This window comes from Pedobacter suwonensis (assembly GCF_044762335.1).
Classification (GTDB): domain Bacteria; phylum Bacteroidota; class Bacteroidia; order Sphingobacteriales; family Sphingobacteriaceae; genus Pedobacter.
In genome coordinates, this window is record NZ_JBIWEB010000010.1 from 33,686 (window position 1) to 46,521 (window position 12,836).

Sequence of the window (12,836 nt, forward strand, 5' to 3'; positions counted from 1 at the left end):
ACAGGTAAATACAGATTCGATATTACATCCAATCTGTGTAATCCTTCCATCTGTGAAATCATTTTAAAAAATAATGAGAAAATTAAAATTAGACGAGTTAAACCGTCCGGATATTGAAGCATTTAAAACACAGGAAAAATTACCTGTTGTGGTGGTTTTAGATAATGTGCGCAGCATGCACAATGTAGGTTCTATATTCCGTACAGCAGATGGTTTTGCGCTTGAGAAAGTAATACTCTGCGGCATTACCGCACAACCACCCCATCGCGAAATTGAAAAAACGGCCTTAGGTGCCACACAATCTGTTGATTGGATTCATTACACTGATACCCTACAAGCTGTTGACACCCTGCGGAGCCTGGGTTATGAAATAGTGGCCATTGAGCAGGCCGAAAACAGTACCATGCTGAATACTTTTAATCCTGATCCCAGGAAAAAGTATGCTTTGATATTTGGAAATGAGGTTGACGGTGTTAGTGATGAGGTAATGGCCAAAATTGATGAATGTATTGAAATTCCACAGTTTGGCACCAAACATTCGTTTAACATCGTCATTTCTGCCGGGATCGTATTCTGGGATCTGTTCGCGAAATTAAAATTGTAATATCCTAATTCAATTCAGCGGCTTTGCGCTTTAACAGCCATCCGTCTTCACCACATTGTATGTTGAATTAATTTTATCAATATTTCTCGCTATCAAGGTGCGAAGACTGAGGTTGAGCAGGGAGGCCATAACTATCCTTTAGATAAAATTTTATCGGATAAATCTCAATCATAAACCATTATTGTATATTATTGTGTACAGTAAGATATGGTGCAACTGCCATTACGTAACTTTTTTGTGAAATAAATTTAATATGTTAATTATCTGATAATATGTTAATTGTGTATTAAATAAGTTATTTGGCAAGATTTTTTCTTAATCATGTTCAAACAGTATGATTAAAAAACTGTTAAGACTCTAATTATTAAAAAAATAGAAAACATGAATAGGAGAATTACTAAATCAACAATGTTGGTTGCCTTATTAGGATTATCATCACAATTATTTGCACAGGAAGTACCACCTCCGCCTCCGGGAAGGTTTGGTAAGCAATCATTAAGAACTTGGAGTATTGGTGCCCATGGCGGTATTCTTAGCCAAAATACGTTTTTAGGTGGCGGAAGTGTTAAAGCTGAAGAATTTAAAAGTATCGGTTACGGCGCTTTTGTTAAAAAACAAATTTTACCAGCGTTAGGTTTACAGGCTGACTTTTTACGCGGTGAGGTTAAAACCCTTAACCAAGCCAGCACCATTGAGCAAAAGAATAGCATTAACTGGTCAGGTTCATTAACAGCCGTTTTAAATATTGCCAACTTCAGTCTGAATACTGAGAATGCAGTTTTAATTCCTTATGTTAAAGCCGGTGCTGGTTATATGTCTTCTGATTCTGAGGTTGCCTCAACACAGGCCTTTACTGATAGAGAAGGATGGTTCATCCCTACCGGTGTTGGATTTAAACTTGGTGTAGCTAAAGGAATCAACATCGACTTAGGTTACGACATCAACTTTATCAAATCGTCTCCAACAGTTAAAAGTGCTTACAACGAGAGCAGATTTTCTTATGCACACGCAGGTTTAGAGTTTGCTTTAGGTAACAAAGAAAATTCTCAGTTACAAAACTACAGCGCGGTTGCCGATTTACGCAAACAAAGTGCCGAAGAAAGTGCTGAGTTAAGAAGAGCCTTATCAACTGCTGAACAAAATGCACAACGTGACAGAGAGCAATATGCTAAAGATTTAGCTGATGATGATAATGACGGTGTAGCAAACAAATTTGATAAATGCCCTGGAACTCCTTCAGGAACAGTTGTTGATGGTTCTGGTTGTCCAATCAAAGTTCAACGTGAAATCATTAAAGAAACTAAGGTAATTACTGAAGAAGACCGTAAAGTGGTTAAAGATGCAATTTCTAACTTAGAATTCGATTTAGGAAAATCAACTATCCGTTCTAAATCATATGCTACTTTAAACCGTGTTGCTGCATTATTGGTAGATAAAAACTTTAGCCTGAAATTAGCTGGCCATACTGATAACACCGGTGGTAGAGAGTTAAACTTACGTTTATCTAAAGAAAGAGCCGAATCGGTTAAAGCTTATTTAGTATCTCAAGGTGCAAATGCATCTAGGATTGAAGCTACAGGTTACGGACCTGACCAACCAATTGCAACAAACAAAACTGCAGCTGGCCGTCAAGAAAACCGTCGTGTAGAATTTACTTTATACTAATCGTAAATAACGGTTAAAAAAAGCTCCTCAGATTAATTTCTGAGGAGCTTTTTTTTATATTAGAAATCGTCATCCTGAACTTGTTTCAGGATCTTTATTGGCAGAATAGGCCTTGGAACAAGTTCAAGGTGACGCCCCATAATTAAGACAATCCCTTTTTATTCTTATAGGTCATTTTAGCTTTAGCGCCTGCACTATAATTGTAATTTTTTAAGTTGCTGGCCTTCTTTTCGTGAAACGCAGCACCTCTTTCAGAAGATTCATCATCTTCAGTACCTTTCTTTTTCTTTGGTTTATCAGCAGCATCAACCACCTTTAAATCTTCAGGCAACTCCACTACCTCCAGTTTCTGGCCAATAGCCTGCTCGATTTTTTTTACTTCAATCAATTCAATATCTGTAGAAAAAGTGATGGCTACCACATCTTCATTACCATGCTTAACAATACGTTTAATTAAGGTTTCTTTTTGTTCTGGCAATTCGAAATGAAAAATGAAAGGAATTCCTTCAATATTGAGTTCGCCCGAATTCTCATTAGCTACAATTAATATCCTGGCCTCTGGGGTATTTTTAAATTCGTTAATTTCATCAAAACCCCTATCATCAAAAAACAACGGACGGTAAATGCTAATTTCGCCCTCTTTATGCTGGCTAAAGTTTTTATACACGGTTTGTGCGGTTAAACGCGTATTAACAAAAACCACAGCCTTATCAAAAACTTCAGCATCATTTAATAACAAGGTTAATAAATTTAGCTTTGTCCTGAAATTGGGTACCTGATAAAGCATCTGATGGTAAACTTCTGCCTGCTTCTCGCCAATCTCGTCTACCTCTATGGTTGCTGCTGAATCTTTCATGAAAGGGGCAATCATGTGTTTAAGTTTGTCGTGCAGTACCTCTGTAAACACCACATGTTGAGATTTGTAGGCGCTGTTTGCTAACTCTACAACTGGTAACTGCAGACCTTTTTTAACAATAAGTTCTGCATTATCTACTATAAACAATTGTATTTTATTGGTGTTTAAAGCTAGCTTTAAATACAATGCACGGGCACGATCGGGTACGGCAACAATAATATCACAGCCATCGGTAACCTCATTCATTTGCGTTTCAATGGCGCCCCGGCTGTCAATTCCTAAAATCCTGAAAGTATTGTTGCGGTTCAATAGTTTAAATTGTTCCAAAACATGGTCTACGTGGTCAATGTCGGGCACCAAAATCAATGCTCTTGGCGCCTCCTCAAATGCGTACTTCAACTTCATTAAAGTAGCTAAAACAAAAGTAGTAGTTTTTCCTGAGCCCTCTGGTCCAACCGCTATAACATCCTGACCACCTAATATACGCGACATCGTTCTGGTCTGGATTTCTTTTGGTGTTAAAAATCCCGCATCCGTCATGGCCGCTACAAGTGGTTTGCTAAGTTTTAATTTATCTAAAGACACAATTACTATTTTAATGTTTGAAATGCAAATATCCTTAAAATAATTAGCTTTTATGAAATTGAATTTAAAGGATATAAAAGCGCCTATTACAATATGCTTTACAACTCGCTTATTTCAACAAAATAGCAGCTTTTTTAGTTCAAAATCAACTTCAATAGTTGTTTGATACACAGTGAAATTTTTTATTGTACTGTAAATGAGATAATTGAATTAATTTCTGAATAAATAACTACAAAATCTATAGATATTATATACTAATTTATATATTTGTCTAAATTTAAGTGTTACATCTGTTGAACGATTAATATTAAAAATCATGTCGATTTATTTTCAATACCCAGCTATAGATGAATATCCTCAATTTCTTGATCCTTTGCAAACAGAAGCAAAAAAATTGGCAATTGATCAGGATGAAGATAATTTGAATGGAGAACAGATTTTAGCACTAAGAGATTATTTAACACTAAAGCAATTGTAAAAAACGGCCAGTTGACCGATTGGAAGGTGGAGTTTCATAAACTCTTTATAGTGGTTCGAATCCATTACTAGGCCGCAAAGTGTATCTCATAGCACTTTATCCTGATTCTGCTCAATCAGGTAAGATTTGGTTATCTTATATTTGTTTTGTTGTTAGCAAGGCTATTCGCGATGAATAGCCTTCCTTTTTATTAGACGCTGTTACCCTCCGTGCAACGAAGGATCTCGATCAAGTTAGCGCAATTTGTTGTTTTTAGAAGCGCAGTTTCAGTGCTGTTGTTAGAGGTTTGGTCTTGCTGTACACTTCAATCTTTTTGGGAAAATTAAGAAAAGACAACACGTCTTTGCCAAAAAGGATTTCCGTTTCCATCAGTGCTATACAGCAGGTATAGTGGTTTAAATTATTTGAGAAGGAATCAAATTGTTAGACATGCAAAATACATAAATTAGTAAAAGATTTTATGTATTGTTCTCAGCGGCAAATATTTTTAAAATCTCAAAACATTTTATTTCAAATGCGGTTACTTATATAATTCACATTATACTAATCTTTTACAGATTAATTTGTTTGGTTTAAAAAAGGGATTTATGGATATAAATCCCTTTTCTTTTATGCAATTAATTTTAACTCTATATTTAGCCGTATCAATTCCACTATCCTATTTTAGATGAATAGAAAACATTTCCTTTCTTCGTTTATTGCATCAGCTACGATGTTGCCGGCCTTTAGCGCTTTAGCTATGGAAAGCGAAAGTTCGGCGTTTAAAATCCCACCCTATTTAAAACCTGGAGATACTATCGGAGTAACCAGTCCGGCGGGATACATTACCCTGGAACAGATTCAGCCTGCGATTTTGCAGATGCAAGGCTGGGGATTTAATATTAAGGTAGGCGAAACCATCGGCAAGCGTGATTTTACCTACGGCGGAACAGATGAAGAAAGGCTGGCTGATTTCCAGAAAATGCTAAATGATCCCGATATTAAAGCGATTATGTGTGCACGTGGCGGTTATGGTTTTATACGCATTATTGATCAGCTTGATTTTTCGTTTTTTAAAAGAAATCCTAAATGGATTATTGGTTTCAGCGATATTACTGTACTACATTGCCATCTGGCCAAAAAATTTGGCATTGCTTCGATCCATGCCAAAATGTGCAACAGTTTTCCTGATGATTGGGCTAAAGCTGAACCCATACAGATAGAAACAATCCTCTCCATAAAGCATGCTTTGATCGGTGAAGAATTGGGTTATACTGCTCCGGTAAATAGCAATAACCGTTTTGGGAATACGGATGCAATATTGGTTGGTGGGAACCTGAGCATTATTGAAACACTTGCCGGTAGCTCATCAGACTTAGATACTAAAGATAAAATTTTATTTATAGAAGATACCGGCGAATACCTGTACAGCATCGACAGGATGTTGTGGAATTTAAAACGTAGCGGTAAACTTAAACACCTGAAGGGACTGATTGTGGGTGGGTTTAAAGTGAAACCCGACGATGCAGGAGAAGAATTTGGAAAAAATATTTATGATATCGTACTGGAGAAAGTAAAAGAATATTCCTACCCTGTGGCATTTGATTTTCCGGTTGGTCACCAACGCAATAACATTGCACTCAGATGTGGTGCAGAACATACGCTTATGGTAAATGAAAACGGCTCGGCCTTGCGTACGATTTAACTCTATCGGCTTAGTGATAAGTTTTCGCTTTATAATAGCGACTAATTACTGTTAAAATAATTTCGTGTTTCTGATGATAAAGTATTGGTCATGACTATCATCGCACATCCTAAAAACAAAAAGCAAGCAGCTGCAATTGAGGCTGTTCTAAAAGCTTTAGATGTATCTTTTCAAAAAGAAGAGGCAAGTCCTGATCATCCTGAATTTTTAGCTAAATAAAGTCCGGGGCAGCAAGTGCTGATAAAGGCAAGACAATCAGAATTAAAGATCCTAAAAATATATGGGAAAGTATTTTATAGAAGTTGAAAAACAAGCTAAAAAAGATCTAGAAATACAATACAAATCTGGGGTAAAGCCTCAATTAGAAGAATAAATCAGATTTTTATCGAATTATCTGAACATCCTGAAATCGGAATCGGAAAACCTGAAAGATTGAAATTTGATCTAAATGGTTTTTGGTCAAGGCATATAAATCGTAAGGACAGGTTTATTTATAAAATAGAAGAAATATAGTAACAGTTACCATTATATCAGCACTAGGCCATTATAGCGAAAAATGAAATCTAAGCCGTTTTCACTTCATCCTCGCTATAATCTTTAATATCAGTAATGTAACCGTTAATCAAGAGAAAATCGAACAATGGTTTGGCTTCTGGTGTAATCGGCATATTCTCCGTTGTAATGACCTGATTGGTTTTTTTGTCGAGAAAAGGGTAAGCAAATAACCGCACATTGGTATTAAACATGTCGTTTACGTAACTCAACAATTGACCGGAATAATTTTCGCCACTGAAGTTTTTAGCATTGAATACGAACTTTAAGTTGTTGATGTTTGTAGCTAAGCCAACACTTTTTGGCTTGCACCGTGCCAGGTATTTGGCAAGGCGGTTATGACGGGTAAAATTAGAAACAATCACCGTGTTTCCGGTATCGCACATTTCCTGGGTACGTTTAGCTACTGTTTCTAAATCGATATCATCAGGTGTTTCTTGTGCATCGGTTAAAACATTGGTTGCCAAAACTTCAATCATTACAGCAAGATTTCCCTCTTCTACTTTATTGGTACGTTTAAACTGCTCGGTAGCTTTGTTAAACAGGTTAAAATTAGGCAATGATTTTTGCCCGTATTTAGTCCGTAAAATCATGATATCTTTCTTGTACAAAAGGTCCTTGGCCTGTCGTGGATGCGCATCAGCATCGAAAATGGCAGCAGCCGAGAAATCTTTCATAATCATATACAGATTGAGTAAGATGTTATCTACTCCAGGAAATGCTGGTCCTTTAACCGAAATCAAATCAATTTCTACTGATCCGATGGTTAAATTGTCAGCCAGCGATTCTACCATGATCTTAGGATCTTCGTTATAATAGAAAGCTGCATAAAGCAAGTTTACACCGATGATACCCAGCACACGCTGTTGCATGTTTACATCAGTATCTAACAAACGGACGTGAAAGAATATTTCATTAGGAAAGCCTCCCGGCTCATTTTGGAACCTGATTCCAACCCAGCCGTGGGGTTCGTTGGTACGTTTATAATTTAAAGTCGTTACGGTATCAGCAAAAGCAAAAAAGGTGCGGCTTTCGTACTTTTCGCCTGATAAACGCTCATTAAGCAATCCAAATTCATGGTCAAGCATCTGTAAAAGCCTGTTTTGGCTAACGTACCGTCCATTTGCTTCTGCTCCATAAATAGCATCACTAAAAGTCATATCGTAGGCCGACATGGTTTTTGCTACTGTTCCAGAAGCTGCTCCGGCATTAAAAAAATTTCTTGAAACTTCCTGTCCAGCACCAATTTCAGCAAAAGTGCCGTAGATTCTTGGGTCAAGATTTATTTTGAGTGCTTTGCGTTTCGTATCCAGAATTTCTCTTTCCATACCGCGAAAATACAAAAAATTGAGGTTAAGCTAATTTTAAGTATGTAACTTAAAATCGATCTAAATACCTGACGATTCCACGGCCTTTACCCAGAGTCATTTAGCGTGAAATCTTGCAGAAAGCTGATTCCTTTGTTCAACCAGATAGACTTCTCCACTTCGGTCGAAATGGACGATCCGTATTAAAAAAATAAGGTTAATGCCATCCGGCACTAACCTTATAAAACCTAAACCTAAACTCAATGATTACGAAATCTGCATCAGTCACCAATCAACTTCATCTATAACCCTTCTGATGCAGGTTTTATAATGCTTAAAAACTAAACTATTATGAAAAATCCTCTTCCGAGAATGCTTTATTACGATACTACAATTTCTCTGTGCTGTAATTTTGCTGTATCTTTTTTGCTGATGTTGATCGATAAAATGCCATCTTTATATTCGGCGGTGATTTTATCCCCATCAGCAGTATCAGGTAAATTAAATGATCTGGCAAATGAGCTGTAATCAAATTCTTTACGGGTAAAATCTTTAGCTACCTGGTTTTCATCTTTTTTTACTTCCGCCCAAACAGAAAGCGTGTCTTTTTTTAAATTGATTTGAAAGTCTTCTTTTTTCAATCCCGGGGCAGCCAGCTCAATTACATATGCCGCATCATTTTCATGAATATTCACATTAGGTGATTTATCAACCATTTTGTTTTTACTTACAGCCTCGCTAAACAATGAGTCAAAAACATTGTTAAAGTAAGGAGCAGTGTTACGGGTTCTGTTGTTAAAATTTACAAGTGTCATATCGCTTATTCTTTATTTTTTCTAATTGTTAAATTGATAATTCATCCTATTCAACTTATATACCAATCCAGATATTTATGATATTTAAGACATTTTGGCAAAATAAATCGAAATCAAAAGACAAATTGACAGAAATTAAAGCTTTTTCAGACGAATTCAATTATAAAACAAATATTCATCTGCGCTTTGTTGATTTTGATATGATGGGGCATGTAAACAATTCTGTTTACTTCACCTATCTGGAGATCGCCAGAACTAAATACTGGGAAGAAATTATTAAATGGAATTGGAAAAAGACTGGGATAGTGATTGCGCACGCAGAATTAGACTATATTTTACCCATCGTAATGAATGATAAAATTGCTATCCATGTGAAAACATCAAGGATTGGTAATACAAGCTTCGATCTTGAGTACCAGATTGTAAAGCTAGAGGGAAGTGAAGAAATAATCTGCAGCAAAGGAAAAACAGTTTGTATAGCCGTGGACTATGCCACAGGTAAACCTACGGCGATTCCTGAAGAAGAAAAACAAAAAATGCTGGGTTTTGAGCAATTGAGTAATCAATAGTCATCGTGCTGGACTTTTTTTCACTGAGTTATAAATTCAGTTATTCAAAAATCCGTAGAGCCGCTGTGCTTAACTCTACGGACAGAAAGGAATCAGTAGTCGTCAAGCTGAACTTGTTTCAGCATCTTAAAAACCAATAACTAATGATACCCTGAAACAAGTTCAGGGTAACGAATAAATCAATCTGGAATAATCTTTCCCGGATTTAATATCCCATTAGGATCAAAAACATGTTTAATCCCCCTCATTAAATTAAGGTGGATTTCTGAGTACTTTATGGGCATAAATTCTTTCTGAACCAGGCCAATGCCATGTTCTCCTGAAAGGGTGCCGCCTAAAGCGGTGGTGAGTTCAAATATCTCAGCGATACCCGATTTGAGTTTGTTTTTCCAGTCCTCGTCACTCATGCCTGCCTTAATAATATTTACGTGCAGGTTTCCATCGCCCGCATGTCCGTAACAAACACTCTCAAAGCCATATCTGGCGCCGATCTCTTTAATACCACTTACGAGTTTAGGTAAAGCTGCGCGGGGAACGACGGTATCTTCTTCCTTATAAACCGAATTAGATTTAACTGATTCGGCCATTGTTCTGCGCATCCGCCACAATTCCTCTTTTTGAGCAGCTGTATCTGCAAATAAAAGTTCCGTACAGTGGTGTTCTTCTAAAACGATGTTGGTTTTCTCGCAATTTTTAAAAATATCATCCAGGTCATCGCCATCAAATTCAATCATCAATAAAGCAGCCACATCATCTTTCAAATCAAATTTAATATCATCAAATTTGATTACCCATTCTACGCCTTTCCGTTCCATAAACTCCAGGGCTGATGGTGTTACGCCGGCCCTGAAAATGGCTGAAACTGCTGCACAGGCAGCTTCGTTGGTGCTAAAAGATCCCATCATTAAAACCGATTGACCAGGTTTAGGCAATAGCTTGGTTACGATTTTAGTCACCACACCTAAGGTACCTTCCGAGCCGATCATCAATTGCGTTAAGTTATATCCTGAAGCATATTTCAAGGTATTTGCGCCTGTCCAGATGATATCGCCGTTGGGCAACACCACTTCCAGATTTAAAATGTATTCGCGTATAGTGCCATATTTCACTACTCTTGGACCACCGGAGCCGTGCGCCACATTACCTCCAATAAAACAAGATCCTTTACTACTGGGATCAACCGGGTACAAAAGGCCTTTTTCTGCTACTGCATTAATAAATTCTTCGGTAATCACCCCAGGCTCAACAGTTGCCTGTAAGTTTTCGGTATCAATATCCAGAATGGCCTTAAACTTTTCCATTGATAGCGAAACCCCGCCATAAATGGGCAAGGCAGCGCCACTTAAGCCTGTTCCACCTCCACGGGGTGTAACCGGAACATAATGGGCATTGCAGATCTTCAATAAGGCCGAAACCTCTTCCGGCGTAGTGGGCTTAACCACTACCTCCGGCTGATAGCGTAAATCTTCAGTTTCATCATGGCTATATTTTTCGAGGTTTTCGGTGTCTGTGAAAACTTTATCGGCACCAATTGCTGAGGCGATTTCAGCTAAAATTTCGTTATTAATAGGGGTAAAATTCATTTTAATTTGTTGCTGAATAACTAAGTTGAACAAAAGAATGGCCGATCTGTCCGGGCATTGGCGGATGAAGCTTTTTTATGCCAACATCAATCTTTTCTATAAAGGGGTATTTTTCAATTACTTTTGAGATGATCTTATTCAAAACGGTTTCTAATAGCTTTTGGGTATTTTTCATCTCCGCAGTAATAATATTGTTCAAATCTTCGTAATTAACGGTTTGCGCCAATTCATCATCAAAACCCCTTGGGGTAAATTCGGTTGTTAAATCGATAAGAAAATGATTTCCAGTTAGTTGCTCTTCAGGGTAATAACCATGCAAAGCAAAACATTTCACATCTTTTAAAGCTACAGTTTGTTTGAAATGGCTCATGTATGTTCTTTGAGCTGTAAAATTAAATTTTTATTCATGAATTTAATGCCCATTACCGTAAATTGTTACCTTTGAAATGAACGCGGTTTTTTAACCAGATAATACAAAATTACATGAGCAAATCAGTGAAAAAAGACCTGTATGAGGCGCCAGACTATTATTTATTAGATGAATTATTAACCGATGAACACAAATTAATCCGTGCTACGGCCAGAGATTGGGTAAAAAAGGAAGTGAGCCCTATTATTGAGGATTACGCTCAAAAGGCAGAATTCCCTAAACATTTAATAAAAGGACTGGCCGATATAGGTGCTTTCGGACCTACCATTCCGGTTGAGTATGGTGGTGCCGGACTCGATTATACTGCTTATGGGATTCTGATGCAGGAAATAGAACGGGGCGATTCAGGTATCCGGTCTACCGCATCTGTTCAGGGTTCGTTGGTGATGTACCCTATTTATGCCTATGGAACTGAAGAACAGCGCAAAAAGTACCTTCCTAAATTGGCCAGTGGTGAAATGATGGGCTGTTTTGGCTTAACGGAACCGGATCATGGCTCCAATCCGGGCGGCATGGTTACTCATATTAAAGATGCCGGGAGTCACTATATTTTAAACGGTGCAAAAATGTGGATCAGCAATGCGCCCTTTGCCGATATTGCTGTGGTTTGGGCAAAAGACGAATCAGGCAAAATCAGAGGAATGGTGATAGAACGTGGAATGGAAGGTTTTTCTACACCAGAAACCCATAATAAATGGAGTTTACGCGCATCGGCAACCGGTGAGCTTGTTTTTGATAATGTAAAAGTGCCAAAGGAGAATGTTTTTCCTGAGATTAGCGGATTAAAAGGTCCGTTGGGTTGCTTAAACCAGGCACGTTATGGTATTGCCTGGGGTGCTTTGGGCGCAGCAATGGACTGTTATGATACCGCTTTGCGCTACTCGAAAGAGCGTATTCAATTTGGAAAGCCGATCGGTGGTTTCCAGCTGCAGCAAAAAAAACTGGCCGAAATGGTCACCGAAATTACGAAAGGTCAGCTATTGGTTTGGCGTTTGGGCGCACTGAAAAGTGAAAACAGGGCTTCGGCCGAACAAATATCCATGGCCAAAAGAAACAGTGTTGAAATTGCCCTGGATATTGCCCGTAGTGCACGTCAGATGCTTGGCGGAATGGGTATAACGGGGGAATACTCGATTATGCGCCATATGATGAACTTAGAATCAGTGGTTACCTACGAAGGTACACATGATATACATTTATTGATTACGGGGATGGATATAACCGGATTAAACGCTTTTAAGTAATTCTGATTTATTAATCTTTATCTATCTTAATTTTCACATTACAATCTTAGCTTTGCGCTTTAGATCAAAAAATACTTATGGAATTCAAAAAATATACCTACATCCCCGCCCCACCCGAAGAAGTTTATTTAGCGCTGACCAAGGATATCAGCATAAAATTATGGACCGGTGCCGAAGTGGAGTTTGAAGAAGTACCCGGTTCTGAATTCTCTTTATGGGATGGCGATATTACGGGTAAAAACATCGAATTTACTTATGGGAAGCAAATTGTGCAGCAATGGTATTTTGGAGAAGAAAATGAACCTTCTATCGTGACCATTAAACTTCATGAAGATAAGAAAGGAACTTCGCTGGAATTTCGGCAGACTAATATTCCTGATGAAGACTATGAAGATTTTACGGAAGGAATTCAGGAGTATTATTTAGGTGGACTGATTGATTTCTTTGAAGAATAAACACCGGCA

14 protein-coding genes are annotated in these 12,836 nt (G+C 37.8%); 9 read left to right on the forward strand and 5 right to left on the reverse strand.

Going from position 1 to position 12,836, the window contains the following annotated elements:
• Nucleotides 1-73: 73 nt before the first annotated feature.
• Together ACIQXP_RS16050 and ACIQXP_RS16055 are read left to right on the forward strand one after the other, a co-directional pair.
• Nucleotides 74-604: an RNA methyltransferase gene (locus tag ACIQXP_RS16050; RefSeq protein ID WP_387506043.1), complete on the forward strand. Its 531-nt coding sequence runs from the start codon at nt 74-76 to the stop codon at nt 602-604.
• Nucleotides 605-985: 381 nt separating this feature from the next.
• A complete protein-coding gene (locus ACIQXP_RS16055) occupies nt 986-2,269 on the forward strand; it encodes an OmpA family protein (protein ID WP_387506041.1) in 1,284 nt (427 codons plus the stop codon).
• A 142-nt stretch (nt 2,270-2,411) separates the two neighbouring features.
• On the opposite strand, the gene ACIQXP_RS16060 is transcribed toward ACIQXP_RS16055, so the two are convergent.
• A complete protein-coding gene (locus ACIQXP_RS16060) occupies nt 2,412-3,710 on the reverse strand; it encodes a DEAD/DEAH box helicase (RefSeq protein ID WP_293742249.1) in 1,299 nt (432 codons plus the stop codon).
• Nucleotides 3,711-4,026: 316 nt separating this feature from the next.
• On the opposite strand from ACIQXP_RS16060, the gene ACIQXP_RS16065 reads away from it, so the two are divergent.
• From ACIQXP_RS16065 to ACIQXP_RS16080, 4 genes are all read left to right on the forward strand, one after another.
• The gene (locus tag ACIQXP_RS16065; RefSeq protein ID WP_387506039.1) at nt 4,027-4,188 is read left to right on the forward strand and encodes a hypothetical protein; all 162 of its coding nucleotides are present in this window, start codon (nt 4,027-4,029) and stop codon (nt 4,186-4,188) included.
• Nucleotides 4,189-4,855: 667 nt separating this feature from the next.
• Nucleotides 4,856-5,872, forward strand: a complete 1,017-nt coding sequence (locus ACIQXP_RS16070) for a S66 peptidase family protein (RefSeq protein WP_293742247.1) — start codon at nt 4,856-4,858, stop codon at nt 5,870-5,872.
• Between the two features lie 90 nt (nt 5,873-5,962).
• Nucleotides 5,963-6,091: a DUF2683 family protein gene (locus ACIQXP_RS16075; protein ID WP_293742246.1), complete on the forward strand. Its 129-nt coding sequence runs from the start codon at nt 5,963-5,965 to the stop codon at nt 6,089-6,091.
• 189 nt (nt 6,092-6,280) lie between these two features.
• Nucleotides 6,281-6,385: a type II toxin-antitoxin system YoeB family toxin gene (locus ACIQXP_RS16080; RefSeq protein ID WP_391527787.1), complete on the forward strand. Its 105-nt coding sequence runs from the start codon at nt 6,281-6,283 to the stop codon at nt 6,383-6,385.
• A gap of 50 nt (nt 6,386-6,435) precedes the next feature.
• Here the strand turns inward: ACIQXP_RS16080 and ACIQXP_RS16085 are convergent, their stop codons facing one another.
• Both ACIQXP_RS16085 and ACIQXP_RS16090 read right to left on the reverse strand, forming a co-directional pair.
• Nucleotides 6,436-7,752 (reverse strand): nicotinamide mononucleotide adenylyltransferase, encoded by a 1,317-nt coding sequence (locus tag ACIQXP_RS16085; RefSeq protein WP_293742244.1) that lies wholly within the window; start codon nt 7,750-7,752, stop codon nt 6,436-6,438.
• Between the two features lie 359 nt (nt 7,753-8,111).
• Nucleotides 8,112-8,546, reverse strand: a complete 435-nt coding sequence (locus tag ACIQXP_RS16090) for an Hsp20/alpha crystallin family protein (protein WP_387506037.1) — start codon at nt 8,544-8,546, stop codon at nt 8,112-8,114.
• Nucleotides 8,547-8,623: 77 nt separating this feature from the next.
• On the opposite strand from ACIQXP_RS16090, the gene ACIQXP_RS16095 reads away from it, so the two are divergent.
• Nucleotides 8,624-9,115, forward strand: coding sequence for an acyl-CoA thioesterase (locus tag ACIQXP_RS16095; protein ID WP_391527784.1), 492 nt, complete (start codon nt 8,624-8,626; stop codon nt 9,113-9,115).
• A 179-nt stretch (nt 9,116-9,294) separates the two neighbouring features.
• Here ACIQXP_RS16095 and ACIQXP_RS16100 read toward each other — a convergent pair whose 3' ends face one another.
• Both ACIQXP_RS16100 and folB read right to left on the reverse strand, forming a co-directional pair.
• Nucleotides 9,295-10,698, reverse strand: coding sequence for an FAD-binding oxidoreductase (locus ACIQXP_RS16100; RefSeq protein ID WP_387506033.1), 1,404 nt, complete (start codon nt 10,696-10,698; stop codon nt 9,295-9,297).
• Nucleotide 10,699: 1 nt separating this feature from the next.
• The gene (gene folB / locus ACIQXP_RS16105) at nt 10,700-11,068 is read right to left on the reverse strand and encodes a dihydroneopterin aldolase (RefSeq protein ID WP_387506031.1); all 369 of its coding nucleotides are present in this window, start codon (nt 11,066-11,068) and stop codon (nt 10,700-10,702) included.
• Between the two features lie 113 nt (nt 11,069-11,181).
• Between folB and ACIQXP_RS16110 the strand changes: the two genes are divergently transcribed.
• Both ACIQXP_RS16110 and ACIQXP_RS16115 read left to right on the forward strand, forming a co-directional pair.
• Nucleotides 11,182-12,372, forward strand: coding sequence for an acyl-CoA dehydrogenase family protein (locus tag ACIQXP_RS16110; protein ID WP_387506029.1), 1,191 nt, complete (start codon nt 11,182-11,184; stop codon nt 12,370-12,372).
• 77 nt (nt 12,373-12,449) lie between these two features.
• Complete coding sequence (locus tag ACIQXP_RS16115) at nt 12,450-12,827, forward strand: SRPBCC domain-containing protein (protein ID WP_293742238.1); 378 nt, start codon at nt 12,450-12,452, stop codon at nt 12,825-12,827.
• Nucleotides 12,828-12,836: the final 9 nt, after the last annotated feature.

Bases quoted from the DNA above. Each gene is read 5' to 3' on its own strand.
- ACIQXP_RS16070 (WP_293742247.1), top strand. From the start codon at position 4,856: ATGAATAGAAAACATTTCCTTTCTTCGTTTATTGCATCAGCTACGATG.
- folB (WP_387506031.1), bottom strand. From the start codon at position 11,068: ATGAGCCATTTCAAACAAACTGTAGCTTTAAAAGATGTGAAATGTTTT.
- ACIQXP_RS16095 (WP_391527784.1), top strand. From the start codon at position 8,624: ATGATATTTAAGACATTTTGGCAAAATAAATCGAAATCAAAAGACAAA.
- ACIQXP_RS16050 (WP_387506043.1), top strand. From the start codon at position 74: ATGAGAAAATTAAAATTAGACGAGTTAAACCGTCCGGATATTGAAGCA.
- ACIQXP_RS16115 (WP_293742238.1), top strand. From the start codon at position 12,450: ATGGAATTCAAAAAATATACCTACATCCCCGCCCCACCCGAAGAAGTT.
- ACIQXP_RS16110 (WP_387506029.1), top strand. From the start codon at position 11,182: ATGAGCAAATCAGTGAAAAAAGACCTGTATGAGGCGCCAGACTATTAT.
- ACIQXP_RS16065 (WP_387506039.1), top strand. From the start codon at position 4,027: ATGTCGATTTATTTTCAATACCCAGCTATAGATGAATATCCTCAATTT.
- ACIQXP_RS16100 (WP_387506033.1), bottom strand. From the start codon at position 10,698: ATGAATTTTACCCCTATTAATAACGAAATTTTAGCTGAAATCGCCTCA.
- ACIQXP_RS16075 (WP_293742246.1), top strand. From the start codon at position 5,963: ATGACTATCATCGCACATCCTAAAAACAAAAAGCAAGCAGCTGCAATT.
- ACIQXP_RS16085 (WP_293742244.1), bottom strand. From the start codon at position 7,752: ATGGAAAGAGAAATTCTGGATACGAAACGCAAAGCACTCAAAATAAAT.
- ACIQXP_RS16055 (WP_387506041.1), top strand. From the start codon at position 986: ATGAATAGGAGAATTACTAAATCAACAATGTTGGTTGCCTTATTAGGA.
- ACIQXP_RS16090 (WP_387506037.1), bottom strand. From the start codon at position 8,546: ATGACACTTGTAAATTTTAACAACAGAACCCGTAACACTGCTCCTTAC.